Raw genomic sequence first — 14990 nt, 5'->3', positions numbered from 1 at the left:
CGGCCGGCCCGTTCCGCGGGCCGGCCGCCGCCCGAGACGGAAGGCCTGATCCCCACCCATGCGCACGCAGCCCGGACGGCGCCGGAACGCACCGGCGCTCAGCTACGACCAGCTGCTCGAACGCATCCGCTACGACGGCGCGTACCCGACCCGCGAACGAGCCGAGCAGGTCACCCGTACCGTACTCGCGGCCCTCGGGTCCCAGCTGGCGGGCGACACGCGCGCCGAACTCGCCGCGCAGCTGCCCGTCGAGGCCGCCCGCGCGCTCCACTCCGAGGCGCCCGCCGCGCAACCCCTCACCGGGTGGGGCTTCGTCCAGGACCTGGCCGCCCGCACCGGTGTGACCCCGGCGGTCGCCCGCTGGAACACCGGCGCCGTACTGAGCACCGTCGCCTGCCTGGCGGACCCCGACCTGCTGGGCCGAATTCTGGACGAACTCCCGTCCGGTTACGCCCTGTTGTTCGGGCGCGCCGAACTCGTCCAGGCTGCCTGAACAGCCCGCCCGAATACTCCGCGGAATGAGAGTGCATAGCCGGCGCCAGACCGGGCATCAGAGTGCCAGCCGCACCAGGGATACCGAGAGGTGATGACATGGCCACCGATGAAGCAGTGAGGGAAGCGTCCGTCCTCTCGGCTCCGGCCGACCGCTCAGCGGGGCCCGGCCCGGAGATCGCCGGCCTGCCGTGGGTCGAGGACGCCGGCAAGGTCGCCCCGAAGGACGCCCGGGAGCTGTCCCGGCTGTTCTTCGACCGGCTGCGGACACTGGAAGAGGGCACCCGCGAATACAGCTACGCCCGGAACACGCTGATCGAGATGAACACCTCCCTGGTGCGGTTCGCCGCGCGCCGCTTCCGGGGCCGCGGTCCTGAGGAGATGGAGGACATCCTCCAGGTCGGCACGATCGGGCTGATCAAGGCGATCGACCGGTTCGACCTGTCGCGCGAGGTGGAGTTCACGACCTTCGCGGTGCCGTACATCGTCGGGGAGATGAAGCGGTTCTTCCGCGACACCTCCTGGGCGGTGCATGTGCCGCGGCGCCTCCAGGAGCTGCGGGTGGAGCTGGCCAAGGCCCGCGACCACCTCACCGCTGTCCTGGACGCCCCGCCCACCGTCGCCGAACTCGCCGCCTACCTGGAGATCACCGAGGAAGACGTCATCGAGGGCCTGGTGGCCTCCAACGGCTACACCGCGGGCTCCATCGACGTACCCGCAGGCGACGACGGCGCCGACGCGACGGAGGCCGGGCGCGCCTACGCCGACACCATCGGCGGCTTGGACCCCGCGATGGAACTGGTCGAGGACTTCCACGCGCTGGCGCCCCTCCTCGGCCAACTCAACGACCGCGAGCGGCTGCTGCTGCAGATGCGCTTCGGCCAGGAGATGACCCAGGCAGAGATCGGCGCCGAACTCGGCTGCTCCCAGATGCACGTCTCGCGCCTGCTGTCCCGCATCATCACCAAGCTCCGCGCGGGCATGCTCACCGACGTGTAATCCCGCGGCTCCTTTCCGGAACGGTTTCGCCGCCGCGGGCGCCGGCACCGCGTCGCACCGGTACGGACGCCGGCCACCGGCCCGGGGCGGTCGCGTCACCGCGGTTCAGGTGCTCCGGCCCGGGCGGGGTCAGTGGACGCCGGGTGGTCCGGGTCATCGGCCGGAGCGGCGGCACGCAGCGCCGCCTCGACCTGGCGGTTGCCGGGCGGCCGGTGGCCCGGTTTCGTACCGGTGACACTCAGCCCTCTGAAGGGGCACGCCCGGGGTGGCGGCTGCCGGCGTGACTCAGCGCTCGTCGGCCCCGCGCTCGTCCGCCCTGCGCACGCCGGGCCAGCTCAGCAGGAGCTGCTCGGCGCGCGGGAGCTTGGCGACGATCAGGTCGTAGGAGTCCTCGATCATCTCGCGGACCAGGTCGTCGGGGATCGAGTCATCGAGGAGCACCGTATTCCAGTGGCGTTTGTTGAGATGCCAGCCGGGGGTGATTCCCCGGTGGGCGGTGCGCAGTTGCAGCGCGATCTCGGGATCGCACTTGAGGCTCACACTCAACGGGTCGCTGTCCAGGGCGCTGAGCGCGAAGATCTTCCCGCCGACCTTGAAGACCGAGGTCTCCGCGGTGAAGGGGAAGGTCTCGACCGCCCCGGTCAGGTCCAGACAAGTGGCTTTGAGCGCGTCGGGTTTCATGCGGGTCAGTGTGCCGTGCCAGGCGGCGCCGATGACGATCCGGCCGGGGCCGCCTGAGTCCGGCTGCTGCGCCCGGCACCGACCGTGATGCTCCGCCTGCCGGACGAGGTCAGCCCGGCAGCAGCTCCCGCACCAGCGCCGCCACCTGCTCCACCTCGATCAGGAACCCGTCATGACCGTACGGCGACTCCACCACCCGGAGCCGGTCCGCGCTGGGGATGCCGGCCGCCAGCTCGGCCTGCTGGTGCAGCGGGTACAGCCGGTCGGAGTCCACCCCCGCGACCAGGGCCGGCGCGGTGACCCGGCGAAGTGCCGCCGCGGTCCCGCCCCGGCCCCGGCCCACGTCGTGGGCGTTCATCGCCTCGGTCAGGACGACGTAGCTGGCCGCGTCGAACCTCCGCACCAGGGTCTCGGCGTGGTGGTCGAGGTACGACTCGACCGCGTACCGGCCGCCCCGCCACGGATGCTCCGCGCCCTGCGCGGCCCGCCCGAAGCGCGCCGACAGCTCCGCCTCGCTGCGGTAGGTCACATGGGCCAGGCGGCGTGCCAGGCCGAGCCCGGCCGCGGGGCCGCCGCCGGGTCCGGCGTCGTGGTAGTCCCCGCCGCGCCAGTTCGGGTCGGACCGGATGGCGTGCAACTGCACCGCCGCCCAGCCGATCTGCTCCGCGCTCGCCGCGGCCGGGGAGGCCAGCAACAGCAGCGCTCCGACCCGCTCGGGACGGCTCACCGCCCACTCCAGGGCGCGCATCCCGCCCATGGACCCGCCCACCACGGCCGCCCAGCGGCCGATCCCGAGCGCGTCGGCCAGCGACGCCTCGGCCGCCACCTGGTCGCGCTGCGTCAGGAACGGGAAGGCGCCGCCCCACCTGCGGCCGCCGGGCGCGTACGAGGACGGCCCCGTGGACCCCTGGCAGCCCCCGAGCACGTTCGGCGCCACCACGAAGAACCGGTCGGTGTCCAGCGCGCGCCCCGGCCCGACCAGGCCGTCCCACCAGCCCGCCGTGGGATGGCCCGGCTCCTTCGGCCCCGCGACGTGGCTGTCGCCGGTCAGCGCGTGCGCCACCAGCACCGCGTTGGAGCCGTCCGGCGCCGGCCGGCCCCAGGTCTCGTACGCCACGCGTACCCCGGGCAGTTCGCCGCCGGCTTCGAGCGGGAGGGGTCCGGCCAGGTCGTGCAGACGGCGCCGCCCCGGCGGGTCCCCCGGCTGCCACGCCCCTGAGGCGGGCAGCAGGGGGACGCCGCCGGGCGGCCTGGTGCCGGTCTTGTTCAGGACGCGCCCTTCGCCGCGCGGAAACCCGCCTCCAGGTCAGCGATGAGGTCGGCGACGTTCTCGATGCCGACGGACAGCCGTACCAGGCCCGGCGACGTACCGGTCGCCGCGAGCTGCTCCTCGTCCAGCTGGCTGTGCGTCGTGGACGCCGGATGGATGATCAGGCTGCGCACGTCACCGATGTTCGCCAGGTGGCTGAACAGCTGCACGCCGTCGACGAAACGGCGTCCCGCCTCGGCCCCGTCCCGCAGTTCGAAGGCCAGCACCGCGCCCGCGCCCCGCGGCAGGTAGCGCTGCCCGGCCTCGTACCAGCGGCTGGACGGCAGGCCCGCGTAGTGGACGGCCGCCACCTCGTCGCGCGCCTCCAGCCATTCCGCGAGCGCCTGCGCGTTCGCCGAGTGCCGCTCCAGCCGCAGCGACAGCGTCTCGACGCCCTGGAGCAGCAGGAACGCGGAGTGCGGCGACAGCGCGGGGCCGAGGTCGCGCAGCAGCTGCACCCGCAGCTTGATCGCGAACGCGCCGGGGCCCAGGGCCGGCCAGTACCGCAGGCCGTGGTAGCTCGGGTCGGGCTCGGTGAAATCCGGGAAGCGCTCGGTGTGCGCGCCGAAGTCGAAGGTGCCGCCGTCCACCACGACACCCCCGATCGTCGTCCCGTGCCCGCCGAGGAACTTCGTCGCCGAGTGCACCACCACGTCGGCGCCGTGCTCGATCGGCCGCAGCAGGAACGGCGTGGGCACGGTGTTGTCCACGATCAGCGGCACCCCCGCCGCGTGCGCGACGTCCGCCACCGCCCGTACGGCCAGCACGTTCCCGCGCGGATTGCCCAGCGTCTCGGCGAACAGCGCCTTGGTCTCCGGCCTGATCGCGGCCCGCCAGGCGTCCTGGTCGTCCGGGTCCTCGACGAAGGACACCTGGATGCCGAACTTCGGCAGCGTGTGGCGGAAGAGGTTGTACGTGCCGCCGTACAGCGACGCGCTGGAGACGATGTGGTCGCCCGCGCTCGCCAGCGTCAGGATCGCCAGCGTCTCCGCCGCCTGGCCCGAGGCCACCGCGACGGCGGCGACCCCGCCCTCCAGCGCGGCGATCCGCTGTTCGAGTACGTCCTGCGTCGGATTGTGGATGCGGGTGTAGATGTTGCCCGGCTCGGCCAGCGAGAAGAGGTCGGCGGCGTGCCGGGTGTCGCGGAAGACGAACGACGTCGTCTGGTAGATCGGCACCGCCCGCGCTCCGGTGGTCGGATCGGGCTCGGCCCCAGCATGTACCTGCCGGGTCTCGAACGACCAAGCAGACGTGTCGTCCGCGGGGGTCTCGTCGGGGGTGTGCCCGGCGGTGACGGAGTCGATGGGGTGCGTCATGGTTCTCCTGAGCGCGGGTGCGGGTGAAGGGAGACGGGTACCGGCACGTCGGGGGAAAGTCCCTGGCGGGGCGGCGGTGCCCGGTGACGGCGCGTTCGGCCGCGTCGGAACGCGCGGGGGCGGACAGCCGCCACCGGGCCGGAGGAGCACGGGGGGCGGCAGGACGACGCGAGGTGCCGATTGCGCGGAACCGCGGATGATCAGCGGCCGGGAGCGGCGGCAGGACGCCGGAGACGCGGCGTCAGCGCGGGGCGCGACACCCCGTGGTCGTGACACGCGCGTAGTCCACGTGGCGGCGCATCACGAGCGGGGTCATGACGCCATGGAACCACACCGCCGCCCCGGGTGTCAGGCACCCGGGAGTTCCGCACCCGTTTCCGGTTCCGCGTACGCGAAGTCGTACGCGGCCCAGTCGGTGATCGGGAGGAACCCGACGCGCCGGTACAGGGCGTTGCTGGTGGGGTTGGCCGAGTCGGTGAAGAGCACCACGTCCGTCGCGCCCGCGGCCAGCGCGGCTCTGCTCACCTCGGCCGTCACGGCGCTCGCGTACCCGTGGCCGCGCAGCCGGACCGGGGTGTAGACGGGGTCGATCCTGACCTGGCCGGCGACCATCGGGTTCACGCCCGCCATGGAGACCGGTGTGCCGTCGGGGGTGTCCCAGAAGGTGTAGCGCTTCTCGGCGAAGCGTGTGCCGGGCCAGGAAGCGGCGTCGATGGTGACCACCTCCCCGACGTCCGCGGCGAACTCACGGCACCAGCGCATGAGGTGCTCGTGGTCCCGCTCCGCCACGGGCCGGCCCCGGCCCGCCGGGGCCGGATCCGGCGGGGTGAGCGTACCGAGCCGGTACAGGTGGAGCCGGACGCGGAGCGCCGGCGTCGCGCCGGTACGCCGCTGCCAGGCCTCGGCGAAGGCGGCGGCGGTGCGGTGGTCGGCGCTGACGGAGGGGAGGGAGTGCCCGCGCTCGACCAGATGGGCGGCGAGCGTGTCCGCCTGCTCGGGGGTCAGGGAGGTGACGCTCAGGCCGCGGGCCGGGAAGCGGTAGAAGGTGGCGCTGACCTCGCCGGCCCGCTCCAGCCGGCCGAAGACGGTGCCCCGGCCGCCGTGCTCGGCCGCCCCGAAGGTGCGCAGCTTCTCGGTCACCGTCAGCGGCATGGTGTGCAGCGCTGGCCGCGAGCGCAGGAAGTCCCCGGCTCTGGCGAGGAAGTCGTCGACGTCTTCTGTGAGGTGCCAGTCGTCCGGGCGCATGCTTGATGATCCCCGAAGGACCCGGCCGCGGGGAAGGCGAATTCCCGCACACGCCCCGGCCCGCCCGCGCCGCCCCGCCTCGCCCGCGCCGCGCCGGCCCGGCGGTCTCACCCGAGCGGGCCGCGCCCAGCCTGCGCACGGGTCAGCGAGCGACGGTGAGGACGATCGTGCCGGTGGTACGCCCGGCCTCGCCGCGCCGGTGCGCCCCGGCCGCCTGCTCCAGCGGCAGGACGGTACACCTCGTCGCCCGGCCGGAGCAGCGTCACGCCGAGACCCACGGCCTCGACCGCCTCCGGGACGTCGTTCCGACGCGCGGAACCGCCCTGAACGTGCGGCGGCCCACCGGGTACTGGCCCGGGAGACAGGTTGCGCCAGGATCGGGCCACCGGGGGCCGGTGCGAGCGATGACGCGGTCCGCGTCCGGAGCCGCCGGGCGCCGGCCGGTGCCGGGGGTGGCTTGCCACGGGGCGTGCGGGGCACGACACTGCTGGGACAGCGCCTGCCCGCAGGGCGGACACTCGGCTCGACGCGTGGCGTCGGACCGTCCCGCGTGCGCATGGGCAGGACAGGCGCTCCGCCGCAGCCTTCGGCGGCGTCCGCGCACTCGACCCCCACCGCAACGGCGCGGCGACAGCCCCGGGTGGTCATCTCCGGGGACCGAGTGCGGTCCACGACCTCTCTTGCAGGCCCGATACGCGGGCAGAAGACGCACACGGCAGTGCGGTCCGGCGGTGATCCCAGGTGTTCCCGCGTCTGTGGATCCCGTGCGCGGACGTGACGTGAAAGAGGAGACGGCATGGCCGAACTGGTCGGAGTCGAGGAAGAGTTCCACGTGGTGGACCTGGAGTCGGGAGCGCTGGTCCCCAGAGCCCGCGAGGTCCTCGACCGGCTGCCGGAGCGGGGGTTCACCACCGAGTTGCAGCAGTCCATCGTCGAGGCCAACAGCAAGCCGCACCGCTCGCTCGCGGACCTGCTGGAGGACGTCAGGTCCTCCCGCCGTGCGCTGCGCGCCGCCGCCGAGCCGCTCGGCCTCGGCATCGTGGCCGCCGGAACCGCGCCGCTCGCCCGGCTGGGCACCATCGAGGCGACCGCGGACCCGCGCTACCGGCGGATGACCGAGAACTACCGGGTCGTCGCGGAGGAACAGCTCATCTGCGGACTCCAGGTGCACGTGGACGTACCCGACCGGGACACCGGCATCATGGCGATGGGCCTGCTGTCCCCGTGGCTGCCCACGCTGCTGGCGCTGTCGGCCAGCTCTCCGTTCTGGCTCGGCTCGGACACCGGATACGCCAGCTGGCGCACCCTGCTGTGGCAGCGCTGGCCCACCACCGGCCCCGCCGGGCACTTCCGCTCCGCCGAGCACTACGACGGGGCCATCGCGGACCTGGTCAGGTCGGGCGTGATCAGCGACGCGGGGATGGTCTACTACGACGTCCGGCCCTCGACGCATCTGCAGACCCTCGAACTCCGCATCTGCGACGCCGTCCCCCGGGCGGAGACCGCCGTGATGATCGCGGGCCTCTACCGTGCCCTGGTGGTGGAGGCGTGCGAGGCCGTCGCGGCGGGCCGCCGCGGTGACGGCGAGCGCACGACGTGGCTGCGGGCGGCGACCTGGCGGGCCGCCAGGTCGGGGCTCGAAGGCGACCTCGTCCATCCCGCCGACGGTCTGCCCCGCCCGGCGCCGCGCGTGGTGCGGGCGCTGGTGACCCGGCTGCGCCCGGTGCTCGAACGCCTCGGCGACTGGTCGGACGTGGTCGAACTGACCGAAGAGGCACTGGGCCTGGGCAGCGCCGCCCACCACATCCGGCGGGTGGCCGACACCGACGGTCTGCCGGCGGCGGTCGGCATGCTCGTGGCCCGCACCGCCGGCTCGCGCGAACTCGACCACCCGCCGCACCACGGCGGCCTGCTGCTCGGCTACCGCGCCGACCACGACGAGATGGTCGACGTCACCGGCGAGGTACGGCCGCTGTACCGCCCGGTGCTGGCCGAGCTGGACCGCGCGGGCGTCCCCGGCCTGCAACGCGCCGCCCGCGACCGGCGGGAACGCCAGGAAGCCCTCGGCGTGCGCTTCCGCGCCGACCACGACGACACGCACCGCGTCTTCCCCTACGACAGTGTCCCCCGGCTGATCGAGGCCGACGACTGGACCACCCTGCGAGCCGGCCTCGGCCAGCGGGTCCGCGCTTTGGAGGCCTTCCTGCACGACGCCTACGGCGAGCAGGCCGTCCTGCGCGACGAGGTGATCGCGCCACGCTTCCTGCCGGAACGGCGGGCGGCCGGCGCTCCCGTGCGCCCCGGCACCGTCCGCGTCAACATCGCGGGCATCGACCTGGTGCGGGACGCCGTCCGCGGCTGGCTGGTGCTGGAGGACAACCTCCGTGTGCCGTCCGGCATCGCCTACGCGAACGCGGCGCGGCGCCTCGGGCCCGTCGTCCCCGGCCCGCACGTCCTGGGCGTCGACGACGTCCCCGCCACACTCGCCCGCGCCCTGCGCGCGGCGGCGCCCGGCCCCGACCCGCGGCTGATGCTGCTCAGCGACGGCCCCGAGAACTCGGCCTGGTACGAACACCGCACCCTCGCCGAGGAGATGGGCTGCGCGCTGCACACCACCGGCGACCTCGTGATCCGCGAGGGCCGGGTGCACGCGGTGCGCGGCAGCCGTACGGAACCCGACGGGGCCCCCTTCGACGACCGGCCGTTCGACGTCGTCTACCGGCGGATCGACGAGGACGACCTGGCCAAGGCCGACGGAGCGGACGGCGCACCCCTGTGGCCGGCCCTCCTCGCGGTGGCCGGGGCAGGGCGGGTCACCTTCGCCAACGCCGTGGGCAACGGCATCGCGGACGACAAGGCGCTGTACGCCATGGTGCCGCGGCTGATCCGCTACTACCTGGCCGAGGAACCGCTGCTGCGCCAGGTGCCGACACTGCTGCCGGGCGACCCCGGCGTCCTGGACGAGGTCCTGGACCGGCTCCCCGAGCTGGTCGTCAAACCGGTGGGCGGCCAGGGCGGCGCCGGGGTCGTCATCGGACCGCACGCCTCGCCCGAGGAACTCGCACGGCTGCGCGCGGAGTTGCTGGTCTCCCCGCAGGCGTGGGTGGCGCAGGACGTGGTGCAGCTCACCAGCCACCCCACCTTCGACGGGGAACGCCTGGAACCGAGGGTCGTGGATCTGCGGGTGTTCGTCTGCGCGGAGCGGGAAGGAGACGGTCTCGGCGCCGTGGGGCTGACCACCACGGTGCTCCCGTCGGCGATGACCCGAGTCGCGGCGGGCGGCTCGCTGGTCGTCAACTCCTCACGGGGCGGCGGCGCCAAGGACACGTGGATACTGCGCGGCACGTCATGAGCCGCCCGGACCGGAGGTACGTATGTGCGGGCTGAGCGGCGAGATCAGGTTCGACGGGACATTCCCCGACCTCGCGGCCGTCGAGCGGATGACGGACCGCCTGGCGGCGCGCGGCCCCGACGGGCGGGGCCTGTGGTCGCACGGCGCCGTCGCGCTCGGCCACCGCCGGCTGAAGATCATCGACCTGTCGGAACGCGGCGACCAGCCGATGACCGATCCGGACGGCGGACTGACCGTCGTGTTCAACGGCTGCCTGTACAACCACCGTGAACTGCGCGCAGAACTGGAGGGGTTGGGACACCGCTTCCACTCCACCTCCGACACCGAGGTGCTCCTGCGCGCCTACCGCCAGTGGGGAAGGCGGTGCGTCGACCACTTCGCCGGGATGTTCGCCTTCGCCGTCGCCGAACACCTCTCGGGACGTGTGGTCCTCGGCCGCGACCGGCTCGGCATCAAACCGCTCTACCTCGCCGCCCGTCCTGGCCGGCTGCGCTTCGCCTCGTCCCTGCCCGCGCTGCTCGCCGCGGGTGACGTCGACACCGCGCTCGACCCGGTGGCGCTGCACCACTACCTCAGCTTCCACTCCGTCGTGCCCGCCCCGCGCACCATCCTGGCGGGGGTGCGCAAGCTGCCGCCCGCCACCGTCCGGGTGATCGAGTCCGACGGCACCGAGACCGACCACCTGTACTGGAACCCGCCGTACGCCCGGCTGCCCGAGCACGCGGGCATGGACGCCCGGGACTGGCGGGACGCCGTGCTGGACGCGCTGCGCACCGCGGTACGCCGCCGTACCGTCGCTGACGTGCCGGTCGGGGTGCTGCTGTCCGGCGGCCTCGACTCCAGCCTGGTGGTGGCGCTGCTGGCCGAGGCCGGCGCGACCGGCCTGTCGACCTTCAGCATCGGCTTCGACAGCGAGGGCGGCGAGTCCGGGGACGAGTTCACCTGGTCCGACCTCGTCGCCAAGCGCTACTCCACCGATCACCACCGCATCTCGATCGCGTCGCGGGAGCTGCCGGAAGCGCTGGACGACGCCATCGTCGCGATGAGCGAGCCCATGGTCAGCCATGACGTGGTCGCCTTCCACCTGCTCGGCCGGGAGGTCTCCCGCCATGTGAAGGTCGTGCAGAGCGGCCAGGGCGCCGACGAGATCTTCGCCGGCTACGACTGGTACCCGCCGATGGCCGGGATCGCGCGGGCCGAGGCCGCCGCCGCGTACGGCCGGGTGTTCGTCGACCGCCCGCACGGCGAGCTGACCCGGATGGTGGACCCCGCGGTGCTGCTGCCGGGCGACGCCTCCGGCGACTTCGTGCGCGACCACCTCGGCCGCCCCGGCGCCGACACCGCGCTGGACGCGGTGCTGCGGCTGGACAGCCAGATCATGCTGGTGGACGACCCGGTCAAGCGGGTGGACAACATGACCATGGACTGGGGCCTGGAGGCCCGGGTGCCCTTCCTCGACCACGAACTCGTCGAACTGGCCGCGGCGTGCCCGCCCGAGCTGAAACTCGCCGAGGGCGGCAAGGGCGTCCTCAAGGCAGCGGGCCGTACGCTGCTGCCCGCCGAGATCACCGACCGGCCCAAGGGCTACTTCCCCGTCCCGGCCATCCGCCACATGGCAGGACCCGTGCTGCGACGCGTACGCGACGCGCTCGAAGCCCCCGAGGCGCGCGCCCGCGGGATCTTCCGGGACGACTACCTCCGCGAGCTGCTGAGCGCGCCGGAACGGCACCGTACGACGCTGGGCGCGAACGCGCTGTGGCAGGCGGCGCTGCTGGAGATCTGGCTGCAGGCCCAGGGAGTCGCGTGACCGGCGGGCCGTAAGCGTCCGGGGGCCGCAGCGCCCGGCCGGCGACCGGCGGTAGCGTCGCGTCGTGCGCCGGCCGACGCGGCGTACCCGTCAACGCAGCGCAACGACCAACGGAGTGGAATGAGCACGACCACGCACACCGGCTCCGCGCCGGCGGACACCTCCCCGCACGGCGGGACCGCCACCCCGCCGCACCGCTGCGGGCCGGCGTCCCCCGATCCGACCGGTGGATTCGCCGCCTTCGTGTGCGACCGGGGCGGCACACCGCAGCTGTGGCTGGCCGCGCAGGACGACGCGGAGCCCCGGCTGCTCGACGACCGCGCCGACCCGGTGGCCGACGTGAGCTGGTCGCCCGACGGCCGGTGGATCGCGTACACCTCGGCGCCCGGCGGCGGCGAGCACCACGTGGTGCGCTGCGTACGCCCGGACGGTTCCGGCCACCGCGTCCTGGCCGGCGCAGGATCGCTCGCCGCCGCCTCCTTCGGCTGCTGGTCGCGCGACGGCGCTCTCGCGGTCACCGAGGCCGTCGCCGCCGACGGCGACGCGCCCGCTCCAGGGCCCGCGGACGCGCACACCGCCACGGCCCGGGCCGCGACGGCTGAACAGGGCCTGCTGATCGCCTCGCTGGTCGACCCGGAGGGCCGGAGCGCCCCCCGCCGGGTGGCCGCCGAGACCGGTTCCGCGACGCTGCGGGTGTGCGACATCTCCCGCGACGGCCGCTGGATCCTGCTGCGGCGCGGGCCGCGCGGCCACCGGGAGGCGGTCGTGCTGGACACCGCCACGGGCCGGGAGACCTGCCTGCTGCCCGCCGCTGACGGCGACCCGCGCGTGGGCCGCTTCTCCGCCGACGCCAGGACCCTGTGGCTGCGCAGCGACGAGGACCGCGAGTACGCCGCGCTGCTCGCCGTCGAGCTGACCGCTGACGGCGCCCCCGGCCGGACCGTCGAGGCCGCCGCCCGCACCGACGCCGAACTGGAGCTGTTCAGTGCCGACCGGGCGGGGGAGCGGGCCGCGCTGGTGTGGAACCGCGGCGGGCGCAGCCTCCTCCAGACCGTCGCGCTGGGAGCGGACGGCACCCTGGGCGCGGCACGTGAGGTCCGGCTGCCGCACGAGGTCGTCACCCGCGCCGAGCCCGACGCGGCCGGCGGACTGCTGCTGTCGCTGTCGGCGTCGGTCCGGCCGCCCGGCGTATGGGCCGCCGCCTCGGACGCCGATCCGGTGCGTACCGCCTGGACCTGGCACGGCCCGCCCGCGGCGCCCGGCTGTCCGGCGCCTGAACCGCCGCTCGCGCTGGAGCTGACCGCGCGGGACGGCCTGCCGCTGTCCGGCTGGTTCCACCGGGCGCCGGGCGTCCCGGCCGCCGGCCCGTGCGTGGTGCATCTGCACGGCGGCCCGGAGAGCCAGGAGCGGCCGGTACTCGACCCGTTGTACCAAGCGCTCCTCGCCCGCGGCCTGCATGTCTTCGCCCCCGACGTACGCGGCTCCTCGGGCCACGGGCGCGCCTTCCTGGCCGCCGACCTCGGCGCGGGCCGCTTCGCGGCGATCGACGACGTGGCCGACTGCGCGAACCACCTGGTGGCCGCCGGGCTCGCCGACCCGGACCGGCTGGCCGTGATGGGCCGTTCCTACGGCGGCTATCTGGTGATGTCGGTCCTGGTGCGCCACCCCGACCTCTTCCGGGCCGGCGTCGCGGTCAGCGGCATCTCGGACTTCGCCTCCTTCTTCTCGGACACCGAGCCGTGGAATGCCGAGTCGGCGGCCGTGAAGTACGGCCACCCGGTGCACGACCACGCCCTGCTGGCCCTGCTCTCACCGATGACCCACATCGAGGCCCTGCGCTCCCCGCTGCTCGCCGTGCACGGAGCGCTCGACACGAATGTGCCACCCGGCGAGTCCGAGCGGTTCGTCCATGCGGCCCGCCGGCTCGGCGCCACCGCAGAACTGCTGCTCTTCCCCGACGAGGGCCACGACCTGGCCCGCAGCGCCAACCGCGACCGCCTCTACACCGCCGCGGGCGACTGGCTCACCCACTGGACCACCTGACCTCCTGACCGCCCGGCCGACCCGGCGCGCGGGCCGGGCGGCGGTCGGACTCCGGGCCTGCTGCCGGGCCACGGCATCGGTGCGACCCCGCGCACCCCCCACACCACCAGGGCTTCGACGTAGCCCCGCTCCACCGTCGAGTCGTGCCGTCATGTGCGCGTTTCCTGCCGCGGAATGCAGAATTCCGCACCGTCACTCCGGCACACGCCGTTGTGCAGCTAGGTGCACCACAGCTTGCTGCACGCGGCTCAGGTAGCGGGCCGGGTCGGACAGGCGGCACCGTGAATGACGTGCCTGCTGGGCGCTCGTACCGCGGCACCGTTGCCGCCACCGGATATCCCGGCCGTCCTTTGTGGGCGGAACACCGGAGATCCGCGAGCCATCCGGATGATTCGTTGCCGACGCACGGCTGCTGCGCTGAGTAGAACGAATTGAGGAACGATGCAGAGTCTTGACACACTTACCAAGGAAATCGTCGCCCCCGCGGTCGGGGAATCAGTGCCGGCCGACATCGGCGGCCGGTATCGCGCGCAATTGACGAGTACCCCCGACGAACTCGTCCGCGAGCTTCCGCTCACCGAGGCCGCCGCCCGTTCGGTGGGCGCCGGGCGGCTGACGACCCGGCGGGTGCTCAGCGGCGCCGACGACCGGCTGCTCGTCGTGGTCGGGCCGTGCTCGATCCACGACGTGGACGCCGGTCTGGCGTACGCCAAGTCGCTGGGGGAGCCGGCCGGTGAACTGGCCGAGGACCTCGCCGTCGTCATGCGGGTGTACGTCGAGAAGCCGCGCACCACGCTCGGCTGGACCGGGCTGCTGTGCGACCCGGCGCTGGACGGCAGCCACGATCTCGACCGGGGGCTTCGCGCCTGCCGGACGCTGATGCTGGCGGTCGCGGAAATGGGGCTGCCCGTCGCGACGGAGTGGCTGAGCCCGGTGGCCCCGGCCTATCTGGCCGACCTCATCTCCTGGGGGGCCATCGGCGCGCGGACCGTGGAGAGCCAGGTGCACCGGCAGTTGGCGAGTGGTCTGCCCATGACCGTGGGCATGAAGAACGGCAGCACCGGCTCGGTGGGCGTCGCCGTCGACGCCATCCGTTCCGCGGCCTCTCCGCACGCCTACCTCGGCCTCGGCCCGGACGGCAGGGCGGTCACGCTGCGCACCAGCGGGAACCCCGACTGCCACGTCGTACTCCGCGGCGCGTCGGGCACGCCCAACTACCGCGCGGAGAACGTCCGCGAAGCCGCGCGCCTGCTGTCGGCGGCCGCGCTGCCCACCGGCCTGGTCATCGACGCCAGCCACGGCAACAGCGGCAAGGACCACGTCCAGCAGGCCGTGGTCGCCCGGGAGATCGCGGCGCAGGTCGCCGGCGGCGACACCGACATCCGCGGCGTGATGCTGGAGGGCTTCCTCATCCCCGGGCGCCAGGACCTCGGCGCGGGCGAGCCCGTGTTCGGGCAGAGCATCACCGACGCCTGCATGGGGTGGGCCGACACCGTGGACGTGCTCCGGGACCTCGCGGCGGCGACCCGCCGGCGCCGGTCCGCGCGGGCCGCCGCGCGATGACCGCCCGCACCGACGGCTGCGCGGTGACCGTGCGCGCCGGCTGCCGCGGGAAGACCGTGCGCCCCGGCCGCCGCGCACCGGACCGCCCGTCGCCGCCCGCACCCCGCGCCCGTACCGGGCCACCCCGCGCCCGTACCGGCGCGTCCCGCGCCCGTACCGCATCCGTATCCGCCAGCCCACCCC

General features: G+C 74.2%; 10 protein-coding genes. 6 read left to right on the top strand and 4 right to left on the bottom strand.

All coding sequences use genetic code 11. The features are described 5' to 3' along the window. Positions 1–58 precede the first annotated feature (58 nt). Together V7E46_RS27085 and V7E46_RS27080 are read left to right on the top strand one after the other, a co-directional pair. The gene (locus tag V7E46_RS27085) at positions 59–493 is read left to right on the top strand and encodes a DUF2267 domain-containing protein (RefSeq protein ID WP_333770859.1); all 435 of its coding nucleotides are present in this window, start codon (positions 59–61) and stop codon (positions 491–493) included. Positions 494–591: 98 nt separating this feature from the next. Beyond that, positions 592–1491 (top strand): SigB/SigF/SigG family RNA polymerase sigma factor, encoded by a 900-nt coding sequence (locus V7E46_RS27080; protein ID WP_333770858.1) that lies wholly within the window; start codon positions 592–594, stop codon positions 1489–1491. A gap of 285 nt (positions 1492–1776) precedes the next feature. On the opposite strand, the gene V7E46_RS27075 is transcribed toward V7E46_RS27080, so the two are convergent. The 4 genes from V7E46_RS27075 to V7E46_RS27060 form a co-directional block, all read right to left on the bottom strand. Beyond that, positions 1777–2172: an MmcQ/YjbR family DNA-binding protein gene (locus V7E46_RS27075; protein WP_333770857.1), complete on the bottom strand. Its 396-nt coding sequence runs from the start codon at positions 2170–2172 to the stop codon at positions 1777–1779. A gap of 109 nt (positions 2173–2281) precedes the next feature. After that, on the bottom strand, positions 2282–3442 hold the full coding sequence (gene metX / locus V7E46_RS27070; protein ID WP_333770860.1) for a homoserine O-acetyltransferase MetX: 1161 nt from the start codon (positions 3440–3442) through the stop codon (positions 2282–2284). Beyond that, positions 3439–4797 (bottom strand): bifunctional o-acetylhomoserine/o-acetylserine sulfhydrylase, encoded by a 1359-nt coding sequence (locus V7E46_RS27065; protein ID WP_333770856.1) that lies wholly within the window; start codon positions 4795–4797, stop codon positions 3439–3441. The genes metX and V7E46_RS27065 overlap by 4 nt, the downstream gene beginning before the upstream one ends. 348 nt (positions 4798–5145) lie before the next feature. Then, positions 5146–6042, bottom strand: a complete 897-nt coding sequence (locus tag V7E46_RS27060) for a GNAT family N-acetyltransferase (protein ID WP_333770855.1) — start codon at positions 6040–6042, stop codon at positions 5146–5148. Between the two features lie 796 nt (positions 6043–6838). Between V7E46_RS27060 and V7E46_RS27055 the strand changes: the two genes are divergently transcribed. From V7E46_RS27055 to V7E46_RS27040, 4 genes are all read left to right on the top strand, one after another. Beyond that, entirely contained in the window at positions 6839–9394 is a 2556-nt protein-coding gene (locus V7E46_RS27055) for a glutamate--cysteine ligase (protein ID WP_333770854.1), read from the top strand. A 22-nt stretch (positions 9395–9416) separates the two neighbouring features. Beyond that, complete coding sequence (locus V7E46_RS27050; RefSeq protein WP_333770853.1) at positions 9417–11201, top strand: N-acetylglutaminylglutamine amidotransferase; 1785 nt, start codon at positions 9417–9419, stop codon at positions 11199–11201. Between the two features lie 120 nt (positions 11202–11321). Further along, positions 11322–13244, top strand: coding sequence for a S9 family peptidase (locus V7E46_RS27045; RefSeq protein ID WP_333770852.1), 1923 nt, complete (start codon positions 11322–11324; stop codon positions 13242–13244). Positions 13245–13685: 441 nt separating this feature from the next. Beyond that, positions 13686–14807 (top strand): 3-deoxy-7-phosphoheptulonate synthase, encoded by a 1122-nt coding sequence (locus V7E46_RS27040; protein WP_333770851.1) that lies wholly within the window; start codon positions 13686–13688, stop codon positions 14805–14807. The last annotated feature ends 183 nt before the right edge of the window (positions 14808–14990 follow it).

This window comes from Streptomyces sp. IBSBF 2435, from assembly GCF_036815005.1.
Classification (GTDB): domain Bacteria; phylum Actinomycetota; class Actinomycetes; order Streptomycetales; family Streptomycetaceae; genus Actinacidiphila.
This window is presented reverse-complemented; position numbering and strand designations above follow the sequence as displayed.

Bases quoted from the DNA above. Each gene is read 5' to 3' on its own strand.
- V7E46_RS27085 (WP_333770859.1), top strand. From the start codon at position 59: ATGCGCACGCAGCCCGGACGGCGCCGGAACGCACCGGCGCTCAGCTAC.
- V7E46_RS27080 (WP_333770858.1), top strand. From the start codon at position 592: ATGGCCACCGATGAAGCAGTGAGGGAAGCGTCCGTCCTCTCGGCTCCG.
- V7E46_RS27075 (WP_333770857.1), bottom strand. From the start codon at position 2,172: ATGAAACCCGACGCGCTCAAAGCCACTTGTCTGGACCTGACCGGGGCG.
- V7E46_RS27065 (WP_333770856.1), bottom strand. From the start codon at position 4,797: ATGACGCACCCCATCGACTCCGTCACCGCCGGGCACACCCCCGACGAG.
- V7E46_RS27060 (WP_333770855.1), bottom strand. From the start codon at position 6,042: ATGCGCCCGGACGACTGGCACCTCACAGAAGACGTCGACGACTTCCTC.
- V7E46_RS27055 (WP_333770854.1), top strand. From the start codon at position 6,839: ATGGCCGAACTGGTCGGAGTCGAGGAAGAGTTCCACGTGGTGGACCTG.
- V7E46_RS27050 (WP_333770853.1), top strand. From the start codon at position 9,417: ATGTGCGGGCTGAGCGGCGAGATCAGGTTCGACGGGACATTCCCCGAC.
- V7E46_RS27045 (WP_333770852.1), top strand. From the start codon at position 11,322: ATGAGCACGACCACGCACACCGGCTCCGCGCCGGCGGACACCTCCCCG.
- V7E46_RS27040 (WP_333770851.1), top strand. From the start codon at position 13,686: ATGCAGAGTCTTGACACACTTACCAAGGAAATCGTCGCCCCCGCGGTC.